This window comes from Kitasatospora sp. Ki12 (assembly GCF_054601375.1).
The window spans coordinates 1901082-1920504 of record NZ_BAAIHT010000001.1 but is presented as its reverse complement, the minus strand read 5'-3'; the positions used below and the strand labels follow the sequence as shown (position 1 = coordinate 1920504).

Sequence of the window (19423 nt, the reverse complement as noted above, 5' to 3'; positions counted from 1 at the left end):
TTGTTCGTGACGGTTCGGAACGCTTTGGTGCGAAAGAAGTTCGCCGCGGTTCCGCTGGCCACGCTGGCGACGTTTCTGATCCTGCTGTTCAGCATCGTCCAGCACCTGCCGGGCGGTGAGCGTTTCGTCAACAACATCGGGGTGGTGCGGGCGGCGCTGCCGCTGGAGGTCTCGCTGCTGCGGACGCCGCTGTCGCTGTACGTGCCGGCGCTGGACCTGCCGGTCTGGGGGGCGCTGGCCCAGGTGTTCGTGGTCTTCGCGATCGCGGAGATCGTGCTCGGCCGGCGGCTGACCCTGGTGGTCGCCTACACCTGCACCGTGGCGGGCACGCTGTTCGCCCGGGTCGGCGTGGCGATCGGGCCGGCCCACCTGTTCGGCTTCCCGAAGTGGGTCGCCTACGTGCGGGACACCGGGCCCTCGGCCGCGGTGGTGGCGCTTGCGATCTGCATCGCCTTCCGCAGCCGGGCCTGGTTCACGGCCGGGCTGGTGGTGGCCCTGATGGTCGGCGAGGCGGTCGTGCTGCCGAACCTGGCGGGCCTGGAGCACGTGGTCGCGGTGATCGCCGCGCTGCTGATCGCCGTCTCGGTCGAGGTCTTCGGGGACTTCTGGCCGCGGGTGCTGGCCGGGGTGGGTGCCGCCACCGCGGTGGCCACGGCCGCGTCCCGGGAGGTCGCGGTGGAGGCCCGGCGCCGCCGGTCGGCGGGCGCCGTGATTCAGTAACTCGCCCGCTCGCCTCCGGGGCGCTCGGATCCGGTGCCGACGGTCGGCGCTCCAAGGCCCTCGTCCCTCGGGCCTCCTCGCTCCTCCCTTTCGGCACCGGCGCGCCCCTTCGGCTCGGGGCGGGGGCTCGCCCGCTCGCCCGTGACCCGGCTCGGGGCGGGGGCTCGCCCGCTCGCCCGTGACCCGGTTCGGGGCGGGGCGGCCGTCAGGCGTGCGGGAGGGGCAGCTCGAACCAGACGACCTTGCCCACCGCCTTGCGGGCGGTGCCCCAGCGCTCGGCGAGCTTGGTGACCAGGGTGAGCCCGCGGCCGGTCTCGCCGAGCTGCTCGGCCGGCTCCAGCGAGGGCAGGTTGTGGTTGTCGTCGCTGACCTCGACCAGCAGCTTGTCCACCCGGATCAGCTGCAGCTGGACCCGGTCCCGGGCGACCCGGACGGCGTTCGTCACCAGCTCGCTGACCAGCAGCTCGGTGGTGTCGCTGAGCGCCTCCAGGTGCCAGCCGGCCAGCTGCTCGCGGACCAGCGAGCGCGCCCGGCGGACCTCCCGGTGGTCCACGGTGAGGTCCCAGGTGGCCACCTCGGACGGGGCGACCCCGTCGAAGCGAGCCACCAGCAGGGCGACGTCGTCCTTGCGGTCGTCCGTGTGCAGCCGCCGCAGCACCTCGTCGCAGGCCTGCTCGGGGCTCTGCTGCGGGTCGATCAGGTTGCCGCAGAGCGCGGCCAGGCCGGCTCCTATGTCCCCGCCCCGGACCTCCACCAGGCCGTCGGTGCACAGCACCAGCATCGAGCCGTCCGAGACGTCGATGGTCTTGGCGACGAACGGCACCCCGCCGACGCCGATCGGGGCCCCGGCCGGGATCTCCAGCAGCTCGCCGCTGCCGTCCGGGTGCACCAGGACCGGCGGGACGTGGCCGGCGCTGGCCAGTTCGCAGGTCCGGTTGATCGGGTCGTAGACCGCGTACAGGCAGGTCGCGAGGTGGTCGTCGCCGAGCTTGTGGGCCAGGTTGTCCAGGTGGCGCAGCAGCTGGCCGGGCGGCAGGTCCAGGGCGGCCAGGGTCTGCATGGCGGTGCGGAAGCGGCCCATCGCGGCGGCTGAGTGCAGGCCGTGGCCCATCACGTCGCCGACCACCAGGGCGACCCGGCTGCCGGGCAGCTGGATCGCGTCGAACCAGTCGCCGCCGACCTCCGCCTTGGGGTCGCCGGGCAGGTAGCGGTGGGCGATCTGCACGCCGGGGATCTGCGGCGGGCGGGTCGGGATCATCGAGCGCTGCAGCGTGGTGGCGACCCGCGCCTCGGCACGGTGCAGCCGGGCGTTGTCCAGCGACAGCGCGGCGCGGACGGCCAGCTCCTTGAGGGTCGCGGCGTCGCTCTCGTCGAAGGGGGTGCGGTCGGGCAGCCGGAGCAGCTTGAGGATGCCCAGCACGGTGCCCCGGGCGGAGAGCGGCACGACCAGCATCGAGCGGCCGGAGACCACCGGGGCCAGCCGGGCGCCGCCGAGCGCGATCGCGTAGTCGACCGCGACGTCCGCGCTGACCACCGGGACCAGCACCGGCTGGTTCAGCTGGAGGGCCATCCCGGGCGGGGTGCGGCGGGGCATGCTGACCAGCGAGCCCTCGGAGAGCACGTGGTCCCAGGCGCCGCCGGTCTCGTTGTAGACCAGGGCGACCCGGCGCAGCATGGTGTCGTCGTCCGGGCGGGCGACCGGCAGCTCGGAGTCCGAGATCAGCCCGTCCACCAGGTCCACGCAGGCGAAGTCGGCGATCCGGGGGACCAGCACCTGGCAGAGCTCGTGGGCGGTGAAGCCGAGGTCCAGGGTGGTGCCGACCTTGCCGCCGACCTCGTTCAGCAGGGCCAGCTGCTCGCCGGCCTGCCCGTTGGTGAGGAACGGGCCCAGCCGGCCGCCCGACGGGGCCGCGTCGCCCGCGGGGGCGGGCACCGGGACGTGCCCGGCGGCGGGCGGGGCCTGGTCGGCGTGCGGCTGCGGGCGGCCGTCGGCGGACGACTCGGCGGACGACTTGACGGGGGCTCGGTCGATGGCGGGTCCTTCTCCGGTGGGTGCGGGGACCTCCCAGCCGGTGGCGGGGGGAGGGACGGACGGGCCGCCGGCGGCCGCGGCGCCGCTGACGGCGGTGACGGGGTGGGCGACCTGCTGAGCGACGGGTTGGGCGACGGGGAGCTCGGCGGGCTCGCGGTGGGAGGGTTCGCGCTGGGCGGGCAGCGGGGCGGCCGCACGGCGGCCGGGCGCGCCCTGCTCGGGCTGCGGCGGCGGGCCGACCCGGGCCGCGCGCTGCTGGGGCGTCGGGTAGCGCCGGCCGAGGCCGGAGGCCGCGTGCGTGGTGCCGGTCTGCGCGTCGGCGGGCAGCACCGGCAGCACGGTGACCGCGTCCAGCCGCAGGGCGGGCAGCCCGCCGGAGCCGAGCGCGGCCAGCATCGGGGCCCGGTGGGCGGCGGGCAGCAGCCTGGCCAGCGGTTCGGGCACCCGGTCGGCAGAGGGGGTGAGCGCCGCGGTCAGCCCGTGGAAGCCGCCGCGGGCGGCGGGGGCGGCGGCGAACGGCAGCAGCCGCTCGCCGAGCGCGAGCCGGGGGCCGGCGGTGCGCAGCGGTCGGGCGTCGGCGGCCAGGGTGAGCAGTCCGCCGGACGGGCCGGGCAGCGGGTAGGCCCACCAGAGCACGTCGCGCTGGTGCTCCTCGCGGTCGGTGACGGTCAGCCGCCCGGCCCAGGGACGGCCGGAGGCGGTCAGCTCGGCGAGGGTGTCGAAGGCGTCGCAGGCGCGGCGGACGGAGCAGCGGCCGAGCACCCGGGACTCCACGGCGGGCAGCAGGCCGGAGGCGGGGCGGTCGTGGGCGACCTCGGCGCGGTGCCCGAACAGTTCCTCGGCGGCCCGGCCCCACTGCGCGATCCGGCCGGACCGGTCGACCAGGACGAGGGCGAGCCGGACCAGGGCGGCCACGCCCGTCGGGTGGTCGCCCGGGGCGGCCCCGCCGGCCGTCGGACGCGGTGTGGAGTTGGACTCGGCCACCATGGATTCGGTCTGCTCCCGCCTGGCCGCCACGCCTGGAGGCGGCCGTCTCTCCGGAGGAAGGCACGCTGTGCGGATACCAGCGAAGCACGGACCGGGCCGGGCTTGATACCGAAACGGGGAGATTCATCAGTATCGGTTGCGTGTCGCGCGCCGAGCGCCGGTTCGTACTCCCGGTTCACCCGGACGGGGCTTTCGCGCACGGCGGTAGGCTGGCAGGCCGGACCCGCCCGAGCGGCGGACCCGATCCGCAGGACGCAGCCGGACGAGACAGAGGCGAGAAGTGAGCGCGCAGAGCCCCGCCCGCTGGACGGACCCGGAGCAGCTGGAGCTGGAGGAGCGGGTCGCCGCCGCCGAGCTCGCCTGGCTCAGCATGGACGTGGACGTGCAGACGCTGCGGGTGGAGATCGACAACTTCGCGCTGATCCACCATCAGCTGCTCGGCCCGCTCTACGCCCGGCTGGACGAGCTGGACGCACTGGTCGCCGAGGCGGTCGCGGCCCGCACCGGGCTGCCGGAGGACCTGCGCCGGGCCGCCGAGGCACGCCGCCAGGTCGAGGAACTCCCGGACCTGGACGCGCTGTTCGACTCCGTTCAGGAGCAGCGGGAACAGCGGGAGCAGTCCGGCGAGGGGGAGCAGACGGCCCCGCCGCCGTCCGCCGCCCCGACCCGGGTGCGGCCCGGCAAGGACGCCCAGCGGGTCTACCGCGAGCTGGTCCGCCGCGCCCACCCCGACCTCACCACCGACCCGGACGAGCAGCGGCGCCGCGCCGACTTCCTGGTCCGGGTCAACGAGGCCTACGCGTACGGGGACGCCGCCGCGCTGGAGGGCCTGGCCGCCGAGTGGTCCACCGCGCCGGAGGCCGCGCCCGCCGTGGACGCCCCCGACCGGACCGACTGGCTGCGCCGCCGGCTGGAATGGCTGACCGGCAAGATCACCGCGACCGCGACCGAACAGGTCCGGCTGGAGCAGACCCCGATGGGCCAGCTGCTCGCCCTCGCCCCGCAGGACCCGGACCGGCTGCTGGAGCAGCTCGCCGAGGAGCTGCTGGCCAAGGCCGCCGACCGGCAGGCCGAGCTGGAACGACTGCTCGGCGGCCACCGCCCGGCGGACGGCCACGGCCCGGCGGCCGGCGACGACCGGGCGCCGGTGGGCGACAATGGCACGGACCCGACCCATCCCCAGCACGCCCAGGAGAGCCACACGATGTTCGCGCAGATCCCCACCGCCGACGCCGCCGCCGTGCCCGCCGACGCCGCCCTGCTGGACGTGCGGGAGCAGGACGAGTGGGACGCCGGCCACGTGGACGGCGCGCTGCACATCCCGCTGGGCGAGGTCATCGCCCGGCTCGGTGAGCTGCCCGACGACAAGCTGTTCGTGCTCTGCCGGGTCGGCGGCCGCTCCGCGCAGGTCGTCCAGTACCTGGTGCAGCAGGGCCGGGACGCGGTGAACGTGGACGGCGGCATGTACGCCTGGCAGAGCGCCGGCCGTCCGATGGTGAGCAGCACCGGCGCGGAGGCCTTCGTCCTCTGAGGGGAAGCCCCCCGGGGCCCGTCACCCGGTAGGGCAGGATGGGCGCGCGAGCGCGCCGGTACCGGGCCGGGCGCCGCCCGCCGACCGGGCTGGGGAGGCCATGACGGAGACGACGGACCGGCCGGCCCGCGGCAGGGCCTGGTCGAAGCCCGCCCAGCTCGTCCTCGGCCTCGCCGGGGCGGCGCTGATCGGCGTCACCGGGCTGTTCCTCGCCGCGGTGTTCCTGCACGTCGCGCCCGCCAACTCGCTGTCCCGGCAGTACCGGGACGAGATCGACGGCGTGGTGTACCCGGAGTTCGAACAGAACTGGAAACTGTTCGCGCCCAACCCGCTGCAGCAGAACGTCAGCGTGGACGCCCAGGTGCGGACCGTCGCGCCGGGCGGCGCGACCACCGCTCGCGAGTGGACCGGGCTGACCGCGCGGGACATCGCCGCGATACGGGGCAACCCGGCGCCCAGCCACGTCGACCAGAACCTGCTGCGCCGGGCCTGGGACTTCTACGACGGCTCGCACAACCCGCAGGACGAGACGCCGATCGGCTCGCGCGGCAAGCTCGCCGAGCAGTACCTGAAGCGGATCGCGCTCCAGCGGATCGGCCGGGAGGCGGACGGCGAACGGGTCCTGGAGATCCGGTTCCGGGTGACCACCGCCACCGTCCCGGCGCCCTCCTGGAGCGGTGAGACCGCGCCGCCGGCGCCCAAGGTGCGGGAGCTGCCGTGGTGGCCGGTGGCGGACGAGGACTACCGGGGGCTGCTCGGATGAACGAGGTGTCGCTGCCGGCCGCCCGGCCGGACGGGGTCGAGCCGGCGGCCGGGGTCGAGCCGCTGGACGGGGACGGGCTGTCGGCGGGGGCGGTGCCGCCGGCCCGGGTTCCGCGGCAGGCCGGTGCGGGACCGGACGCCGCGGCGCCGCGCGGGCCGGGACCGGCCGAACTGCTCGGCCGGGCCGTCGACGCCTTCACCGGGCGGGTCCTCGGCCGGCACCAGGCGGCCGTGGTGCGGATCGGCTTCGGCCTGGTCTGGCTCGCCCACCTGCTGCGGGAGTGGCCCAACCGGCGGGTGCTGTACGGCGACCGCTCCCCCTGGTCGATGGAGCTCGCCGAGCGGCTGCTGGGTGACGACGGCGCGTTCACCGTGCTGACCTGGTCCGGCGGGCGGCTCTGGTTCGAGCTGGTCTACCACCTGGCGGTGCTGGCGGCCCTCGGCGTCCTGCTGGGCTGGCGGACCAGGGCGAGCACGGTGCTGTTCCTGGTCACCGTGCTGTCGCTGCAGAACCGCGACGTCTTCCTCGGCGACGGCGGCGACAACGTCGTCCACCTGATGGCCGTCTACCTGGTCTTCACCCGCTGCGCCGAGGTGTGGTCGCTGGACGCCCGCAGGGCGCGGAGCGGGCGGGGCGGACCGGCCGGGGTGGTGCTCTGGGCCGTCCTCGGGGCCGTCCTGGCGGTCTGCCAGTTCGGCGGCTTCTCCGGCACGAACCTGAGCTGGACCGGCCGGACCTTCCCCCACCTCGGCTGGGCGCCGCTGTTCTGGGGGCTCTGGGCGGTGGCCGGGCTCTGGTGGGTGCTCGGCCGGCTGCGGCCGGACGGCGAACCGCGGGCGGTGCTCGACGCGCTGGCGACCATGGTGCACAACTGCGCGATGCTGGTGATCGCCGTCGAGGTGGTGCTGATCTACGCCACGGCCGGCTGGTACAAGGTGCAGGGCTCGCGCTGGCAGGACGGCACCGCGCTGTACTACCCGCTGCACCTGGACTACTTCACCCCCTGGCCCGGGCTGTCCGCACTCGTCGGCTCGGCGCTGCTGCCGGTCTTCCTGATCTCGTACGGCACCGTGATGGTGCAGGTGGCCTTCCCGTTCACCCTGCTCAACCGGCGGGTCAAGAACGTGCTGCTGGCCGTCATGATGCTGGAGCACGCGGGGATCGCGGTGGTGCTCGGGCTGCCGGTGTTCTCGCTCGCGATGATCGCGGCGGACGCGGTGTTCCTGCCGACCGGCGCGCTGCTCCGGCTGGCGGCGTGGGCGAGCCGGCCGGCGGCGCGGGCGAGCCGGATCCGCACCGGCCGGATCCGGCGGAGGCCAGCCCCCTAGGATGTCGCTATGTCCTGGTTCGACGCACTTCGTGACACCGCGCGGACCGGACTCACCCTGGACCGGACGCTCACCGACCCCAAACGCGCCGTGCGCGGGGCGGTCGCCGTCGCGCTGGTGCTCTTCCCGACCCTCGCGCTCGGCGGGGTCGGGCTCGCCACCTCGGCCGCGATGGGCGCGTTCATCGCGGGCTCCGCCACCTTCCAGCGCAGCTTCCGCCCCCGCGCCAGCCTCGCCGTCGCGGCCGGGGCCGGACTCGGGATCAGCACCTTCCTCGGCTACCTGGCCGCGGGGGTGTACGGGCTGTTCCCGGTGCTGCTCGCGGTCTGGGCCTTCGGCGCCGGGCTCGCCTGGGCGGTCGGGCCGACCGCCGGGGTGGTCGCGACCAATACGGTCTCGGTGATGCTGATCGTCGTCCAGCTGCCGGTCAGCGCCACCGCCGCGCTCGGCCACGGACTGGTCGCGGCCCTCGGCGGGGTCGTCCAGGCCGCCGTCATCACCCTCTGGCCGATCGGGAGTTGGAGCGCCCAGCGGGACGCCCTCGCCGACACCTACGCCGAACTCGCCGACTACGCACGACGGTTGCGACAGGACCCGACCGCACACGTCGACCCGGCGCCGTTCATGACCGCCCGGCACGCCGCCGCCCTCACCCCCTGGCAGGACCGCCACCGGCCGCCCGAACTGCGCGGCCTGCGCGGCATCGCCGAACGGATCCGGCCCACCCTCGCCGCGCTCGCCGACCCCAAGGTCGGAGCCCCCGAGGAGGGGCCCGAACGGGACCGGGCCCGGGAGGTGCTGGCGGCCGCCGCCGAGGCCATGGACGCCCTCGCCCGGGCGATCCGCACCGGCGACCCGGTCCGGCTCCCCCGGTCCGCGCCCTCGCTCACCCTGGTCCCGCCCGACGACGGGCCCCGGCTGCGCGGCGCCGCCCGGCGCTCCTCCCGACGGCTCGGCACACTGCTGCGGAAGGCCGCCGACACCCTCGACCGCAACGACGAGGACACCATCACCACACCCGTGGTCGGGGCCGGCGGGGCACTGCACAAACCCTCCATCGGCCGGATGCTGCCCGTCGCCCTGCGGGCCGTCCGGCGCCAGCTGCGGCCGCGCTCGGCGATCTTCCAGCACGCCGTCCGGCTCGCCGGGGTGGTCACCGCCGCCTACCTGCTCGCCCGGCTCGTCGGGTTCCGCCACGGGTACTGGGCGCCGATGACCGCCGCCATGGTGATGCGGCCGGACTTCGCGCAGACCTACAGCCGGGGCGTCGCCCGGCTCGCCGGGACGGTCGTCGGGGTCGCCGTCTCCACCCTGGTGGTGCAGCTCGCCCACCCCGGGCAGTGGGTGCTGGCCGCGCTCGCCGTGGTCTGCATCGGCGGGGCGTACCTCGCCTTCCGCACCGGGTACGCGCTGACCACCGTCGGGATCTCGACGTACGTGGTCTTCCTGCTCGGGCTGCAGGAGGGGAACCCGCTGGTCACGGCCTTCGAACGGGTCGGGCTCACGCTGCTCGGCGGATCGGTCGCGCTCGTCACGTACGCGCTGTTCCCGACCTGGCAGACCGCCCGGCTCGGCGAACGGCTCGCCGAGTGGCTCGCCGCCGCCGGACGGTACGCGGGGGCGGTGATCGCCTGCTACGAGCAGCCCGCGGCGCCGCGCGGACGGGCCGTACGGAGCGCCCTGCTGGACTCCCGGGAGGCGCGGTCCGAACTCCTCCAGGCGATGCAGCGGGCCGACGCCGAGCCGGGACGGCACGAGACCGGGCTGGCCGGGGTGAGCCGGCGCCAGATCGACCGGGCCCGGGCGGCGGTCGGCCACCTCGGACGGGCCGCCGTGCTGCTGGAGGCCCACCTGCCGGCGGCGGACGCCGAACCGGTCGCCGGGACGGGGGAGTACGCGGAGGAACTGCGGCTCGCCACGGCGCTCGCGGCGGCGGCGCTGCTGACCGGGCGGCCGGTGGAGTTCGGGGCGGTGCGGGAGGCGCAGGCGCGGCTGGAGGAACGGCTGGCGCGGGGCGCGGCGGGGGTGCAGGGGGACGTGGTGCGCGCGGGGACGCGGCTGGTGGGCCAGGCCCTGCGGGATCTGGAGCGGGCCCTGCGGGGGTCGGCGACGTAGGGACCGGCCGCGGGGCGGTGGGAGAGTGGGCGGCATGGGTGACGAGGAGCTGGTGCGGGCGTGGCGGGAGGCCGAGCGGGAGCCGGGGGCGGTGGTGCTGGACGGGTTCCACGCGTTGAAGCACGCGCTGCGGTTCGGGGGTGACGTGCGGCGGGTGCTGACCGTGGACCGGGAGGCGCTGCTGGCGTTGGCCGCGGAGCTGGCCGAGGACGTGGTGCCGGCGCTGGAGGGGCTCGCGCTGGAGGTGCCGGAGGCGGTGGTGCGGGGGCTGGTGTCGCGGGTGCATCCGACGGGGGTGATCGGGCTGGCGGTGCGGCCCCCGGCCGAGGCGAACCTGGCGGCTCTGGCGGAGCGGCCGCGGCGGTCGCCGGTGGTGCTGCTGGAGAATCCGCGGAACCTGGGCAACGTGGGGGCGGTGATCCGCTTGGCGGCCGGGTTCGGGGCCACCGGGGTGGTGACCACCGGGGACCTGGATCCGTGGCACCCGAACGTGCTGCGGGGCAGCGCCGGTCTGCACTTCGCCACGGCGGTGGAGCGGCTGACCCTGCCGCAGCTGCCGGCCGGGCCGCTGTACGTGCTGGACCCGGAGGGGACGGACATCCGGGACCTGTCGTTCCCGGACGACGCGCTGCTCGCCTTCGGCACCGAACGGCACGGGGTGTCGGAGGAGCTCAAGGCCCGGGCCGACCACCTGGTCGCGGTGCCGATGCGGCCGGGGGTGTCCAGCTTCAACCTGGCGACCAGCGTCGGGATGGGGCTCTTCCACTGGATGTCGGGGAGCAAGCGGTGAGCCGGTGAGGTGCGGCATCCGGGGCGGATGCCGCACCTCAGATGGTTCAGGAGAAGAGGCGGCGCCAGGTGTCAGGGCCCGGGTAGCCGTCGGCTTCGGCGCCGCGCCAGCCCTGGGCGAGCTGGAAGGCCTGGGTGGCCGTGCGGTCGGCCTCGCCCCAGCGGGGGCCGGGGCCGACGGTGTAGGAGCCGCCGAAGCCCTTGCGGACCAGCTGTTCGCCGAGCTGCCGGACGGAGTCGTTCTCCTGGCCGGGGTCGAACGCGCCGGCGCCGGGGAAGGCGGGGGCGTCGGCGGCGGGCGGTGGCGGGGGCAGCGGGGTGCCGGTGGCGATGTTCCGGCCCTTGCCGTTGACCAGGTAGTCCCAGGTGTCCTTGCCGGGGAGGCCGTCGGCTTCGGCGCCGCGCCAGCCCTGGGCGACTTGGAAGGCCTGGGTGGCCTTGCGGTCGGCCTCGCCCCAGCGCGGGCCGGGGCCCTCGGAGTAGAAGCGGGAGCCGCCGCGCTGCACCAGCATCCGGCCGAGCTGGGTGACGTACGCGTTGTTCGCGCCGGGGCCGAACTTGTCGGCGCCGGGGAAGGCGGTGGCGGGGGCGCCGTCGCTGCTGCCGCCGGACAGGCCGGTGTAGCGGTACGGGACGTAGCCGCCGGAGTTGTTCCAGTACGCGTACGGGGTGGCGCGCTTCCGGGTGCCGGGGGAGGTCTGCTCGTAGGCGAGGTACCGGGTGCGGGAGGAGTCCGTCCAGCCGCCGAAGAGCGTCACGTGCGAGCCGGACTGCGGGTTGGCGGGGTTGTTGTAGAGGAGGACGTCGCCCGGCTGGAGGTCGTTCTTGGTGATCCGCTCGGCGAAGTCCGGCAGGGTCCAGGTGGTCTGGCTGCTGCCGAGGCCCCAGGCCATCGAGACGAAGCCGGAGCAGTCCTGGCGGTAGCCGTCCGTCCAGTAACGGCCCATGCCGTACGGCACGCCCTGGTCGACCCAGCTCTGCGCGCGCTGGATGATCTGCGCCCGGGTGACCGGCTGGGCGGTGCCGGGGGCGGCGTAGGAGCGGGCGCCGTCGGACTCGCCGTAGGGGCCGCTGACCTCGCCCTGGGGGGACTGCGGGGGCTGGGCGCTGCTGCTGCCGCCGGGGGTGGGGGCCGCGGCGGTGGCGGCCGTTCCGCCGCCGATCGCGGTGCCGACGGCGGCCACCAGGACGGCGGCCCGGCGGCGGAGGCTGCGGGCCGCGGCGTGCCCGCCCTCGTGGACCGGCGCGGCGTGCAGCCGGGCGAGGCGGCGGGCACGGCAGCCCCCGCATATGCAGTCCTCCTCCGGTTCGACCTCGTCGAACTCGATGAGCGGGGACAGGGGGTCGGTGAGGGTCATGCTCCGCCTCTTTCCTGCGGTCTTTCCAGGCCCCGGCCTGACGGCGGGACAGGAGTGGCCTTCCCCGGCCGGCTCCGCGTGTCATCGGGACCAAAGTCCCAAAGCGGGCGGAGCACGGCGCGGCAGGTTGAGCCGGGAGGGTGACGACCGTTCGGCTCCCGGGCGTGGCGCGGCGGTGCGGGCGACGGTAGTGCGGGCGACGGTAGTGCGGGTACGGAGCTGAGTCGGGATCAGTGCGGGTTGGCGGGTGAGTACTCGGGGTCGGTCCAGGTCAGCGGGGTGGCGTCGGCGAGTTCGACCACGCCGGTGACGGCCAGTTCGACCATCCGCTCGGCGCCCGGGACGGCCTGCCGGGCCTCCTCGGACCAGTCGGTGCGGGCCTCGCCGGTGACCAGCAGCGCCCCGCCGCTCTCCCAGTCGGGCAGCAGCAGGCCGGCCCGGGGGTCGAGCTCCAGGTTGCCGAGGGTCAGGAACATGCTGTTGCCCGGGTACTCCGGCCAGCGCAGCCGGTCCGGGGCCACCGCCTCCAGGAAGCCGGGGAAGCCGCCGCGGTGGGAGGCGTCCACGCTGCCGTCCGGTCCGGTGGTGGCGACGAAGAAGGTGTCCGCGGTGGCCGCGGCGAGGCGCTGGGCGGTGGTCAGCCGCGGGCCGGCGGCGACCGCGCGGGGCGGGCCGGCGACCGGGCGGTCCAGCGGGGTGCGGCGCTGGATGTACTTCGGGCAGTTGGCGACCACCTCGGCGGCGTGGAGCAGCAGCCCGCCCCGGCCGTCCGGGACGGAGCCGCCGTTGAGCCGCATCCGGCGCCGGCCGGCCGGGTCCAGGGCGATGGTGCCGACCCGGGCCGGGCGGGCCAGCGCCCCGGCCAGCGGGTCGGCCCCGGCCGGGCGGGCGGCGACCGAGACCGTCCGTTCGTCCGGCGCCCGAAGGAATCCGGCCGGTCCGGCCAGCTGGGTGGCCCAGACCCGGCCGTCCTCGTCGGCGGCGCCGACGACCAGCATCCGCCGCTCGGCCAGGAAGCGGGCGGCGACGGCCGGGACGGTGTCGCGGATCGACCGGCCGGCGTGGTCGGCCCGTTCGGTCCGGCCGGCCCGGGCCTGGGCGGCCCGCTCGCCGGGGTGGTACGGCGTGCTGGTGGTCATGGTGGGCTCCCCCGGGTTCGGGTCTAGAAGAATCCGCAGGTCGGGGCGGAGGTGGTGGGGGCGACGGCCTCGGTCTCGTCCACACCGGTGCGGGTGTAGACCTCCAGCCGGATGCCGTCCGGGTCGGTGAAGAAGATGCCGCCGGAGGCCGAGCCCTCGCGGTGCGGGACGACGCCGTCGTAGGCGAACTCGGCGCCGAGTCCGCGCAGCAGCCGTTCGGTGGCGCGGACCTCGTCGAGGCTCTCGACCTCGAAGGAGAGGTGGTGCAGGCCGGGGCCGGTGGTGGCGAAGGTGCCGGTGCTCTGCTGCCAGAGGGTCACCACCAGGCGGCCGTCGCGGCCGAGCAGGGCGAACCGGCGATCGGGGTCGGTGCCCTCGGCGGTGACGTCGAGGCCGAACACGGCGCGGTAGAAGTCGATCGAACGGGCCAGGTCGGTGACGTTCAGGCCCACGTGGCCGGTCTGCAGGGTGCGGAGCAGGGTGGTGTCGGACATGCCTGGTCACTCCCGGGGCTGGGGCTTCCGGCGAGGCTTCTGCCTAACCGGTACTCATGAGAGTAAGAGTTAGGTGATGCATCGTCAACCGGTACGGGTTGGTGAAGTGGTTAGGTTTCCGCGGTGGACACGGAAGAGCCCCGCCGGACCGGGTGGTCCGACGGGGCTCGGGAAGGGCGGAGGGGTGGTGGGGGCCGGCGAGCGTCCGGCCGGAGGCTAGGCCCACTCCCAGCGGATGCCGATGTGGCCCGGCTGCTGGTCCGGGGCCAGTACGTGGGCGCTCGCCGAGGCGCCGATCCAGAGCTGCTCACGGCGGTGGTCGACGTCGGCGCCCGGCTCGCGGTCGTAGCGCTCGCAGTGCGCCGGGACGGCCGCCGGGTCGAAGTGCACCTGGAGCACGTACTCGCGCACCGGGGTGGCGAAGCGACGGCTGTACTCCAGCGTCGGCCCGCCGGGCGGGATCTCCACCTCGTACTCGAAGACGGTGCTGTCGCCGAGGCCGAGCGGGCGGTCCAGCATCAGCTCGGCGACGGTCAGCCCGACCTCAGGGCGGCGGCGCACCCGGCCCAGCCGGCCGTGCCGCACCGCGGTGATCTCGGGGCAGCCGGTGGCCTCCTCGTCGGCCTTGTGGACGACCAGGCAGCGGCCGACGCCGCCGACGGTGGCGCGCACCACCTGGCGCATCCGCAGCAGGTTGCCGCGCCGCTGGGCGTCCACGTAGTACGAGTCGTGGATGCTCAGCCGCTCCAGCTCGCCGGCCGGCGGGGCGTCCAGCTCGGTGAAGATCGAGGCGATCTCCAGCTCGCCCGGCCAGACGTCCTCCAGCCCGAGGTGCAGGGTGTTGGCCGCGGCGGCCCAGCGGCCGCGCGGGCGCGGCGGGCCGAGCAGCGAGGAGAGCGCGCTGTGCGGCAGGCCGAGCAGCTCCTCCAGCAGGTGGACGGCGCGCAGCGAGCTGGCGCGTTCGGGCTGGCTGCGGCCGCGACGCCAGTAACTGAGCGTCGTGACACTGACCCTGACGCCCCGTTGGGCGAGGGCGGCGCGGATCCGGTCCAGGCTGAGGCCGCTGGCCTCGATGGCCAGGTGCAGGGTGTCGGCGAAGCCGCCGACCGGGGCGAGCCGGCCGGCCTGCGGTGCCGACGCCGCTGCCGGTGTCGGGGCCTGCGCGGGTGCAGGCGGTCCGGGGCGCTCTGCGCGCGACCCGACCAGCCGCAGCCGCGCGGCGTCCTGAGGTTGCTGTGCGGCCATACGGTGACCCTCCCCACCAGGTGAGTTCGGTGGGACCGGGCCGACGCCGGGGCGCGTCGCCGCGGGCTTCACCGAGCTTTGGGGAACCCTATGCACGGTCGAGAGGCTACGTCATCAGTCGTGCGTATGACAGTGGTCACGGCAGGTCGACCGGATGGTTAGCGATCTTGAAACAGTCCGGAAACACAAGGCCGCCGGACCCCGGCGCCGGGCGGTCCCGGAAGACGCGACACCGCCGGGGCGGGCCCTGACGGCGCCGCCCCGGCGGGGGACTCGGTGGTGCTGCCCGGTGCTACGCGGAGTGTCCGCTCGGCACCGGAGGGTGATCAGCCGATGTTCAGCGCCACGTCGTCGACCACGAAGCTGGTCTGCATGGACGAGTCCTCGGTGCCGGTGAACTTGATGGTCACGGTCTGGCCGGCGAAGGAGGTCAGGTCCAGGGTGCGCTGCACGTAGCCGGCGGCGGCGTTCGCGTTGGAGTAGGTCGCCAGCGTGGTGCTGTTCGCCTGGACGGTCAGCTTGTCGTACGCGGTGGAGCCGGTCTCCGCGGTGTCGATGTGCAGCCAGAAGGTCAGCTTCGCGGAGGCGCAGCCGGCCGGGATCGAGACGGTCTGCGACATCGTGTCGGTGTGGGCCGAGCCGTAGCCGTTCATCCAGGCCTTCCAGCTGCCCGTGTGGGCGGCCTGGGAGGAGCTGTTGTCGACGACGCCGCTGGAGGTGGTCCACGGGGCGGCGGTGCCGGTCTCGAAGCCGCCGTTGCCGACCAGCTGGGCGGCGGTGCAGCCGCCGGACGGCGGGGTGGTGCCGCCGCCGAGCAGGGCGGTGGTCAGGGCGTCGGCGACCGGGGAGCCCCAGCCGGTGACCTGGTCGTAGCCGGCCTTGGCGGGGAAGTCCTGGTTGGAGCCGGTGCTCACGTCGTGGAAGACGCTGCCGTAGCTGCTGCTGTTCGCGACGGTGTACAGCCGCGGGCTGGCCTCGCCGAGGACCGGCTGGCCGGCGGCCTTGGCCTTCTGGTTGAACTGGGCCGCGTAGCCGGACCAGAGCGGCGCGGCCGCGCTGGTGCCGCCGTAGACCTGCCAGCCGCCGGCCGTGTAGATCGAGAAGCCGCTCGCCGGGTCGGCGTTGGAGGAGACGTCCGGGACGGTGCGCATGGTGCCGCTGACCCCGGTGCCGGTCTGCCAGCTCGGCTTGGCGAACACGGTGGAGACGCCGCCGCCGGCGGTGCTCCAGGCGCTCTCCGAGGAGTAGGTGTTGCCGGAGCCCACCTTGAGGTTGGTGCCGCCGACACCGGTCTGGTGCGGGCTGGAGGCCGGGAAGTCGACGGCCTTGACGGTCGAGCCGCTGGTGGAGCGGGTGCAGTCGCGGGAGCCGTCGTCACCGGAGGCGGAGAAGATCGAGATGCCCTGGGCGGCGGCCTGCTTGAAGGCGTTGTCGACCGCGGTCATCGAGGCGGCGGTGGTGTCCGGCTCGCAGGAGCCCCAGGAGATCGAGATGACCGATGCCCGGTTGTCGGCCACGATCTTGTTGGCCATGTCGATCTCGCCCTGGTCGCTGTTCGGGGCCTCGTAGACCAGCTGGGTGGCCTTGGGCGCCGCGCCGCGGACGATCTCGCTGTCCAGCTCGACCTCGCCCTGGCCCTGGCCGGGGGCGGAGTCGTAGCTGGCACCGTCGACCGAGACCGTGGTGACGGCCGGGCCGGTCAGGCCGAACTGCGAGTCGTAGGTGGTGAGGTTCGAGGACTTGTAGCCGTCGAACTCCCAGAGCGCGACGGTGGTGCCGGTGCCGTCCGCGCCCGTCTTGTTCAGGTTGTAGGCGCCGGTGTACTGCACCGGGTTCATGCCGCTCGGGCTGGCCGTGGCGGCCTTCGGGGCGAGCGCGTTGGGCGTGGCCAGGCGGTTCTTGCGCACCGCGTGGTTGTCCAGGCCGCTGACGCCCTGCACCACGGCGGCCAGGTCGGCCGGGATCGAGGCGGCCGCGTCGTTGGCGAAGAAGGCGCGCTGGAGCTGCGGGTCGACGTACGAGCTCTCGTGCGTGCCGAAGGCCTGCGAGACCTGCGCGGCGGTGCCGTGGGCGTTGACGACCTGGCGGTTGGCGCTCACGTCGGTGACGGTCAGGCCCTGCTGGGCCAGGTAGGCCTTCACCTGGTCGACGGAGGCCTGGGTCGGGCCGAACCGGGCGGTGAACTGCTCCGGCGTCAGGTAGTGGCCGTACTCGGCGGTGCCGGGGGTGGCGACCGCGGTCAGGAAGCGGTCCAGGGCGTCGGAGTCACGCAGCTTCAGGCTGACGGACACCGGGATCTGCTGCTCGGCCGGGACGTCGCCCTTCTTCTCCGAGTGGGCCACCGCCGGGTTCACGGTGTTCGGCAGGGCGACGCGGGGGGCGGCGTTGGGGGTGGCGGCCTGCGCGGCGGAGACACCGAGCGAGACGGCGGTCAGCGGCAGGACGGCTATCGCCGCGGCGAGAGCGAGAGTGCGGGGGCGCAACGGATCCTCCTCTGGCCGGCTGTGGGGGCCGGCAAGGGGCCAGGCGTTCCGGGGTCGAGAACGCTGGCTCGAACATGACAGAACCCGTGTGCGAATTGGCTCATGATCAAGCAATTCGTTGCTAAAAAACAGTCAACTGTGGAGGGGTGGAAACTCCCGCATTCCATACAGTGAATGACCCGAATTCACGGCCCGGTCCATACCAATTCGCACCGAGGGCCCCCGACGTAGAATCGGGTGGAGCCGAGGGAGAACGATGACTGACGTGAAGGCGGACCCGAGGGACCCACGACCGCTGACCGGCGAGCCGCTCGCGCTCGACCTGCTCAACACGCGCTGGGCCGGGACACCCGTCAACGACCTGCTCACCGGGGTCGAAGGGTACGGGATCTGGCTCTCCTCCGCCGGACTGGGCGGACGCTGCGAGGCCGACGAGGAGGGGCTGGCCGCCATCCGGAAGGTCCGCGAGGCGATCCTCCTGGCAGCCCAGGAGGCCCGGGAGCAGGGCGAGTTGAGCACCGCGGCCCGGGCCGGACTGGACGCGGTACTGGCGCACGGGCGGATCCGGCGGACGGCCGGACCGGGCGGTGCCGAGGACCTGGCCGAGACCGACCGGCCGCACTGGCTGGCGCCCTGGCTGGCCGCGGACGACTTCCTCACGCTGCTCGGGCAGGGGGCGCAGCGGGTGAAGCAGTGCGCGCACGAGGCATGCATTCTGCATTTCTTCGACGCCTCGCAGAACGGGCGCCGGCGGTGGTGCCGGATGGCGGTCTGCGGGAATCGCGCGAAGGCGGCGCGGCACTACGAGAAGGCCCGGGGTTAACGGACGACCGAATGACTGGTCGGGCGCCGGCGTTCGGGCACCGCGGTCCGGGCGGGCAGGTGTGCCCGCCCGGACCGGGGGTCAGGCCGGGTCGCCGAGCCAGGTGGTGAGCGCGGCGCGGAGCTCGTGCTGGCCGGGGTCGACTGCGCCCCAGGCGACGTAGCCGTCCGGGCGGATCAGCAGGACGGTGTCGCGGAGCTTGCCGTGCGGGTCGGCCGGGGCGGCGGAGACCATGCGGTCGGCCCAGGGCTCGGCGGCGGCCAGCTCGTCGTTGCTGACGAGGACGAACCTGCCGGCGCGCAGCGCCTCGTACAGCCGCTCGGGGGTGGCGGGGGCGCCCTCGGCGGGCTTGCTGAGGGCGGTCAGCCGCAGGTCCGGGACGCGCTTGCCGACCTGCGGGTGGGCGTCCTTCGGGGCGGGGTACGAGATGCCGATGCCGGAGACCATCCGGGCGCCGCGCTCGGTGATCAGGTCGAGGTGGCCGCCCAGCGCGGTGAGCGCCCCGCGCAGGGCGCGGGTGGGGGCGGACTCGGCGAGGGCGAGCCGGATCAGCGCGCCGGAGGTGCGCAGGACCGTCTTGCCGACCGGGTGCCGCTCGGTCTGGTACGTGTCGAGCAGGGCGTCGGTGGCCCGGCCGCGGACGGCGGCGGCGAGCTTCCAGGAGAGGTTGGCGGCGTCCTGGAGGCCGGTGTTCATGCCCTGGCCGCCGGCCGGGGAGTGGCAGTGCGCGGCGTCGCCGGCCAGGAAGACCCGGCCGGAGCGGTAGTTGGGGGCCTGGCGCTCGTCGCTGTGGAAGGTCGAGCTCCAGCGCACGTCGTGCAGCCCGTAGTCCTCGTCGAGGATGGCCCCGACGAGGGTGGTGAGCTGCTCGGCGGTGGGGGTGGTGCCGTCCTCGAAGCGCTCGTTGCGGTCCCAGGCGATGACCCGGTACCAGCCGTCGCCGAACGGGGCGATGAAGGCGAAGCCGGTCTCGTTGGCGCCGACGGTGATCGCCCCGGCGGGTTCGCGCTCCAGCCGGACGTCGGCCAGCACCACGGAGTCGACCACCGACTCGCCGGGGAACGGGATGCCGAGCAGGTCGCGGACGGCGGAGTGGACGCCGTCGGTGCCGACCGCGTAGGCGGCGCGGTGGCTGTGGCCGTCGGCGGTCTCCACCGTGACGCCGTCGGCGTCCTGGCGCAGCCCGGTGACCTCGGCGCCGCGCAGCAGGGTCGCGCCAGCCTTCTGGGCGCGCTCCAGGAGCAGCCGTTCGACGTTGTACTGCGGGGTGATGAGGACGAACGGGAAGCGGGTCGGCAGGGCGCCGAGGTCGATGGTGAAGCGGTCGAACATCTTCAGCGCGCCGAGCGGGCGGCCGGTGGCGATCAGGTCGTCGGCCAGGCCGCGGGCGTCCAGCAGCTCCAGGCTGCGGGCGTGCACCGCGAAGGCGCGGGTCAGGTTGGACTCGGCGGCACGCTTCTCCAGCACGGTGACGCCGACGCCGGCGGCGGCGAGGTCGCCGGCCAGCAGCAGTCCGGTCGGTCCGGCGCCGACGATCAGGACGTCGGTTTCGGACGTCGGCTTCACGGCCATGTATCAGCTCCCGTTGTTCGGAGGGCGGTTGGACGCCGTTCCCT

General features: G+C 74.8%; 14 protein-coding genes. 7 read left to right on the top strand and 7 right to left on the bottom strand.

The features are described 5' to 3' along the window. The first annotated feature begins 27 nt into the window (after nt 1–27). Nucleotides 28–720, top strand: coding sequence for a hypothetical protein (locus tag ACYP53_RS08355; protein ID WP_189913301.1), 693 nt, complete (start codon nt 28–30; stop codon nt 718–720). Nucleotides 721–925: 205 nt separating this feature from the next. Here the strand turns inward: ACYP53_RS08355 and ACYP53_RS08350 are convergent, their stop codons facing one another. Continuing rightward, nucleotides 926–3769, bottom strand: a complete 2844-nt coding sequence (locus ACYP53_RS08350) for an ATP-binding SpoIIE family protein phosphatase (RefSeq protein ID WP_459647052.1) — start codon at nt 3767–3769, stop codon at nt 926–928. A gap of 250 nt (nt 3770–4019) precedes the next feature. Here ACYP53_RS08350 and ACYP53_RS08345 point away from each other — a divergent pair, with 250 nt between their 5' ends. The 5 genes from ACYP53_RS08345 (at nt 4020) to ACYP53_RS08325 (ending at nt 10266) form a co-directional block, all read left to right on the top strand. Continuing rightward, nucleotides 4020–5270 carry a rhodanese-like domain-containing protein gene (locus ACYP53_RS08345; RefSeq protein ID WP_459647051.1) on the top strand — a complete coding sequence of 417 codons (1251 nt, stop codon included), beginning with the start codon at nt 4020–4022 and terminating at the stop codon, nt 5268–5270. 100 nt (nt 5271–5370) lie between these two features. Then, entirely contained in the window at nt 5371–6033 is a 663-nt protein-coding gene (locus ACYP53_RS08340; protein ID WP_459647050.1) for a DUF5819 family protein, read from the top strand. After that, the gene (locus tag ACYP53_RS08335) at nt 6030–7361 is read left to right on the top strand and encodes an HTTM domain-containing protein (RefSeq protein WP_459647049.1); all 1332 of its coding nucleotides are present in this window, start codon (nt 6030–6032) and stop codon (nt 7359–7361) included. Before ACYP53_RS08340 ends, ACYP53_RS08335 begins: the two co-directional genes overlap by 4 nt. Before the next feature lie 9 nt (nt 7362–7370). Further along, nucleotides 7371–9476, top strand: a complete 2106-nt coding sequence (locus ACYP53_RS08330; RefSeq protein WP_459647048.1) for an FUSC family protein — start codon at nt 7371–7373, stop codon at nt 9474–9476. A 34-nt stretch (nt 9477–9510) separates the two neighbouring features. Then, entirely contained in the window at nt 9511–10266 is a 756-nt protein-coding gene (locus ACYP53_RS08325) for a TrmH family RNA methyltransferase (protein WP_459647047.1), read from the top strand. A gap of 46 nt (nt 10267–10312) precedes the next feature. Here the strand turns inward: ACYP53_RS08325 and ACYP53_RS08320 are convergent, their stop codons facing one another. The 5 genes from ACYP53_RS08320 to ACYP53_RS08300 all read right to left on the bottom strand — a co-directional run bounded on the left by ACYP53_RS08320 (nt 10313) and on the right by ACYP53_RS08300 (nt 16984). Then, on the bottom strand, nt 10313–11623 hold the full coding sequence (locus ACYP53_RS08320) for a peptidoglycan-binding protein (RefSeq protein ID WP_459647046.1): 1311 nt from the start codon (nt 11621–11623) through the stop codon (nt 10313–10315). A gap of 230 nt (nt 11624–11853) precedes the next feature. After that, nucleotides 11854–12762 (bottom strand): pyridoxamine 5'-phosphate oxidase family protein, encoded by a 909-nt coding sequence (locus ACYP53_RS08315; RefSeq protein ID WP_189913308.1) that lies wholly within the window; start codon nt 12760–12762, stop codon nt 11854–11856. A gap of 23 nt (nt 12763–12785) precedes the next feature. Further along, nucleotides 12786–13256, bottom strand: coding sequence for a VOC family protein (locus tag ACYP53_RS08310; RefSeq protein WP_459647045.1), 471 nt, complete (start codon nt 13254–13256; stop codon nt 12786–12788). Nucleotides 13257–13472: 216 nt separating this feature from the next. Continuing rightward, on the bottom strand, nt 13473–14501 hold the full coding sequence (locus ACYP53_RS08305; protein WP_189913310.1) for a hypothetical protein: 1029 nt from the start codon (nt 14499–14501) through the stop codon (nt 13473–13475). Between the two features lie 326 nt (nt 14502–14827). Further along, nucleotides 14828–16984, bottom strand: coding sequence for a protease pro-enzyme activation domain-containing protein (locus tag ACYP53_RS08300; protein WP_229928225.1), 2157 nt, complete (start codon nt 16982–16984; stop codon nt 14828–14830). 256 nt (nt 16985–17240) lie between these two features. Between ACYP53_RS08300 and ACYP53_RS08295 the strand changes: the two genes are divergently transcribed. Beyond that, nucleotides 17241–17807: a CGNR zinc finger domain-containing protein gene (locus ACYP53_RS08295; protein WP_459647044.1), complete on the top strand. Its 567-nt coding sequence runs from the start codon at nt 17241–17243 to the stop codon at nt 17805–17807. Nucleotides 17808–17888: 81 nt separating this feature from the next. Here the strand turns inward: ACYP53_RS08295 and ACYP53_RS08290 are convergent, their stop codons facing one another. Continuing rightward, on the bottom strand, nt 17889–19379 hold the full coding sequence (locus ACYP53_RS08290; RefSeq protein WP_459647043.1) for an FAD-dependent monooxygenase: 1491 nt from the start codon (nt 19377–19379) through the stop codon (nt 17889–17891). Nucleotides 19380–19423: the final 44 nt, after the last annotated feature.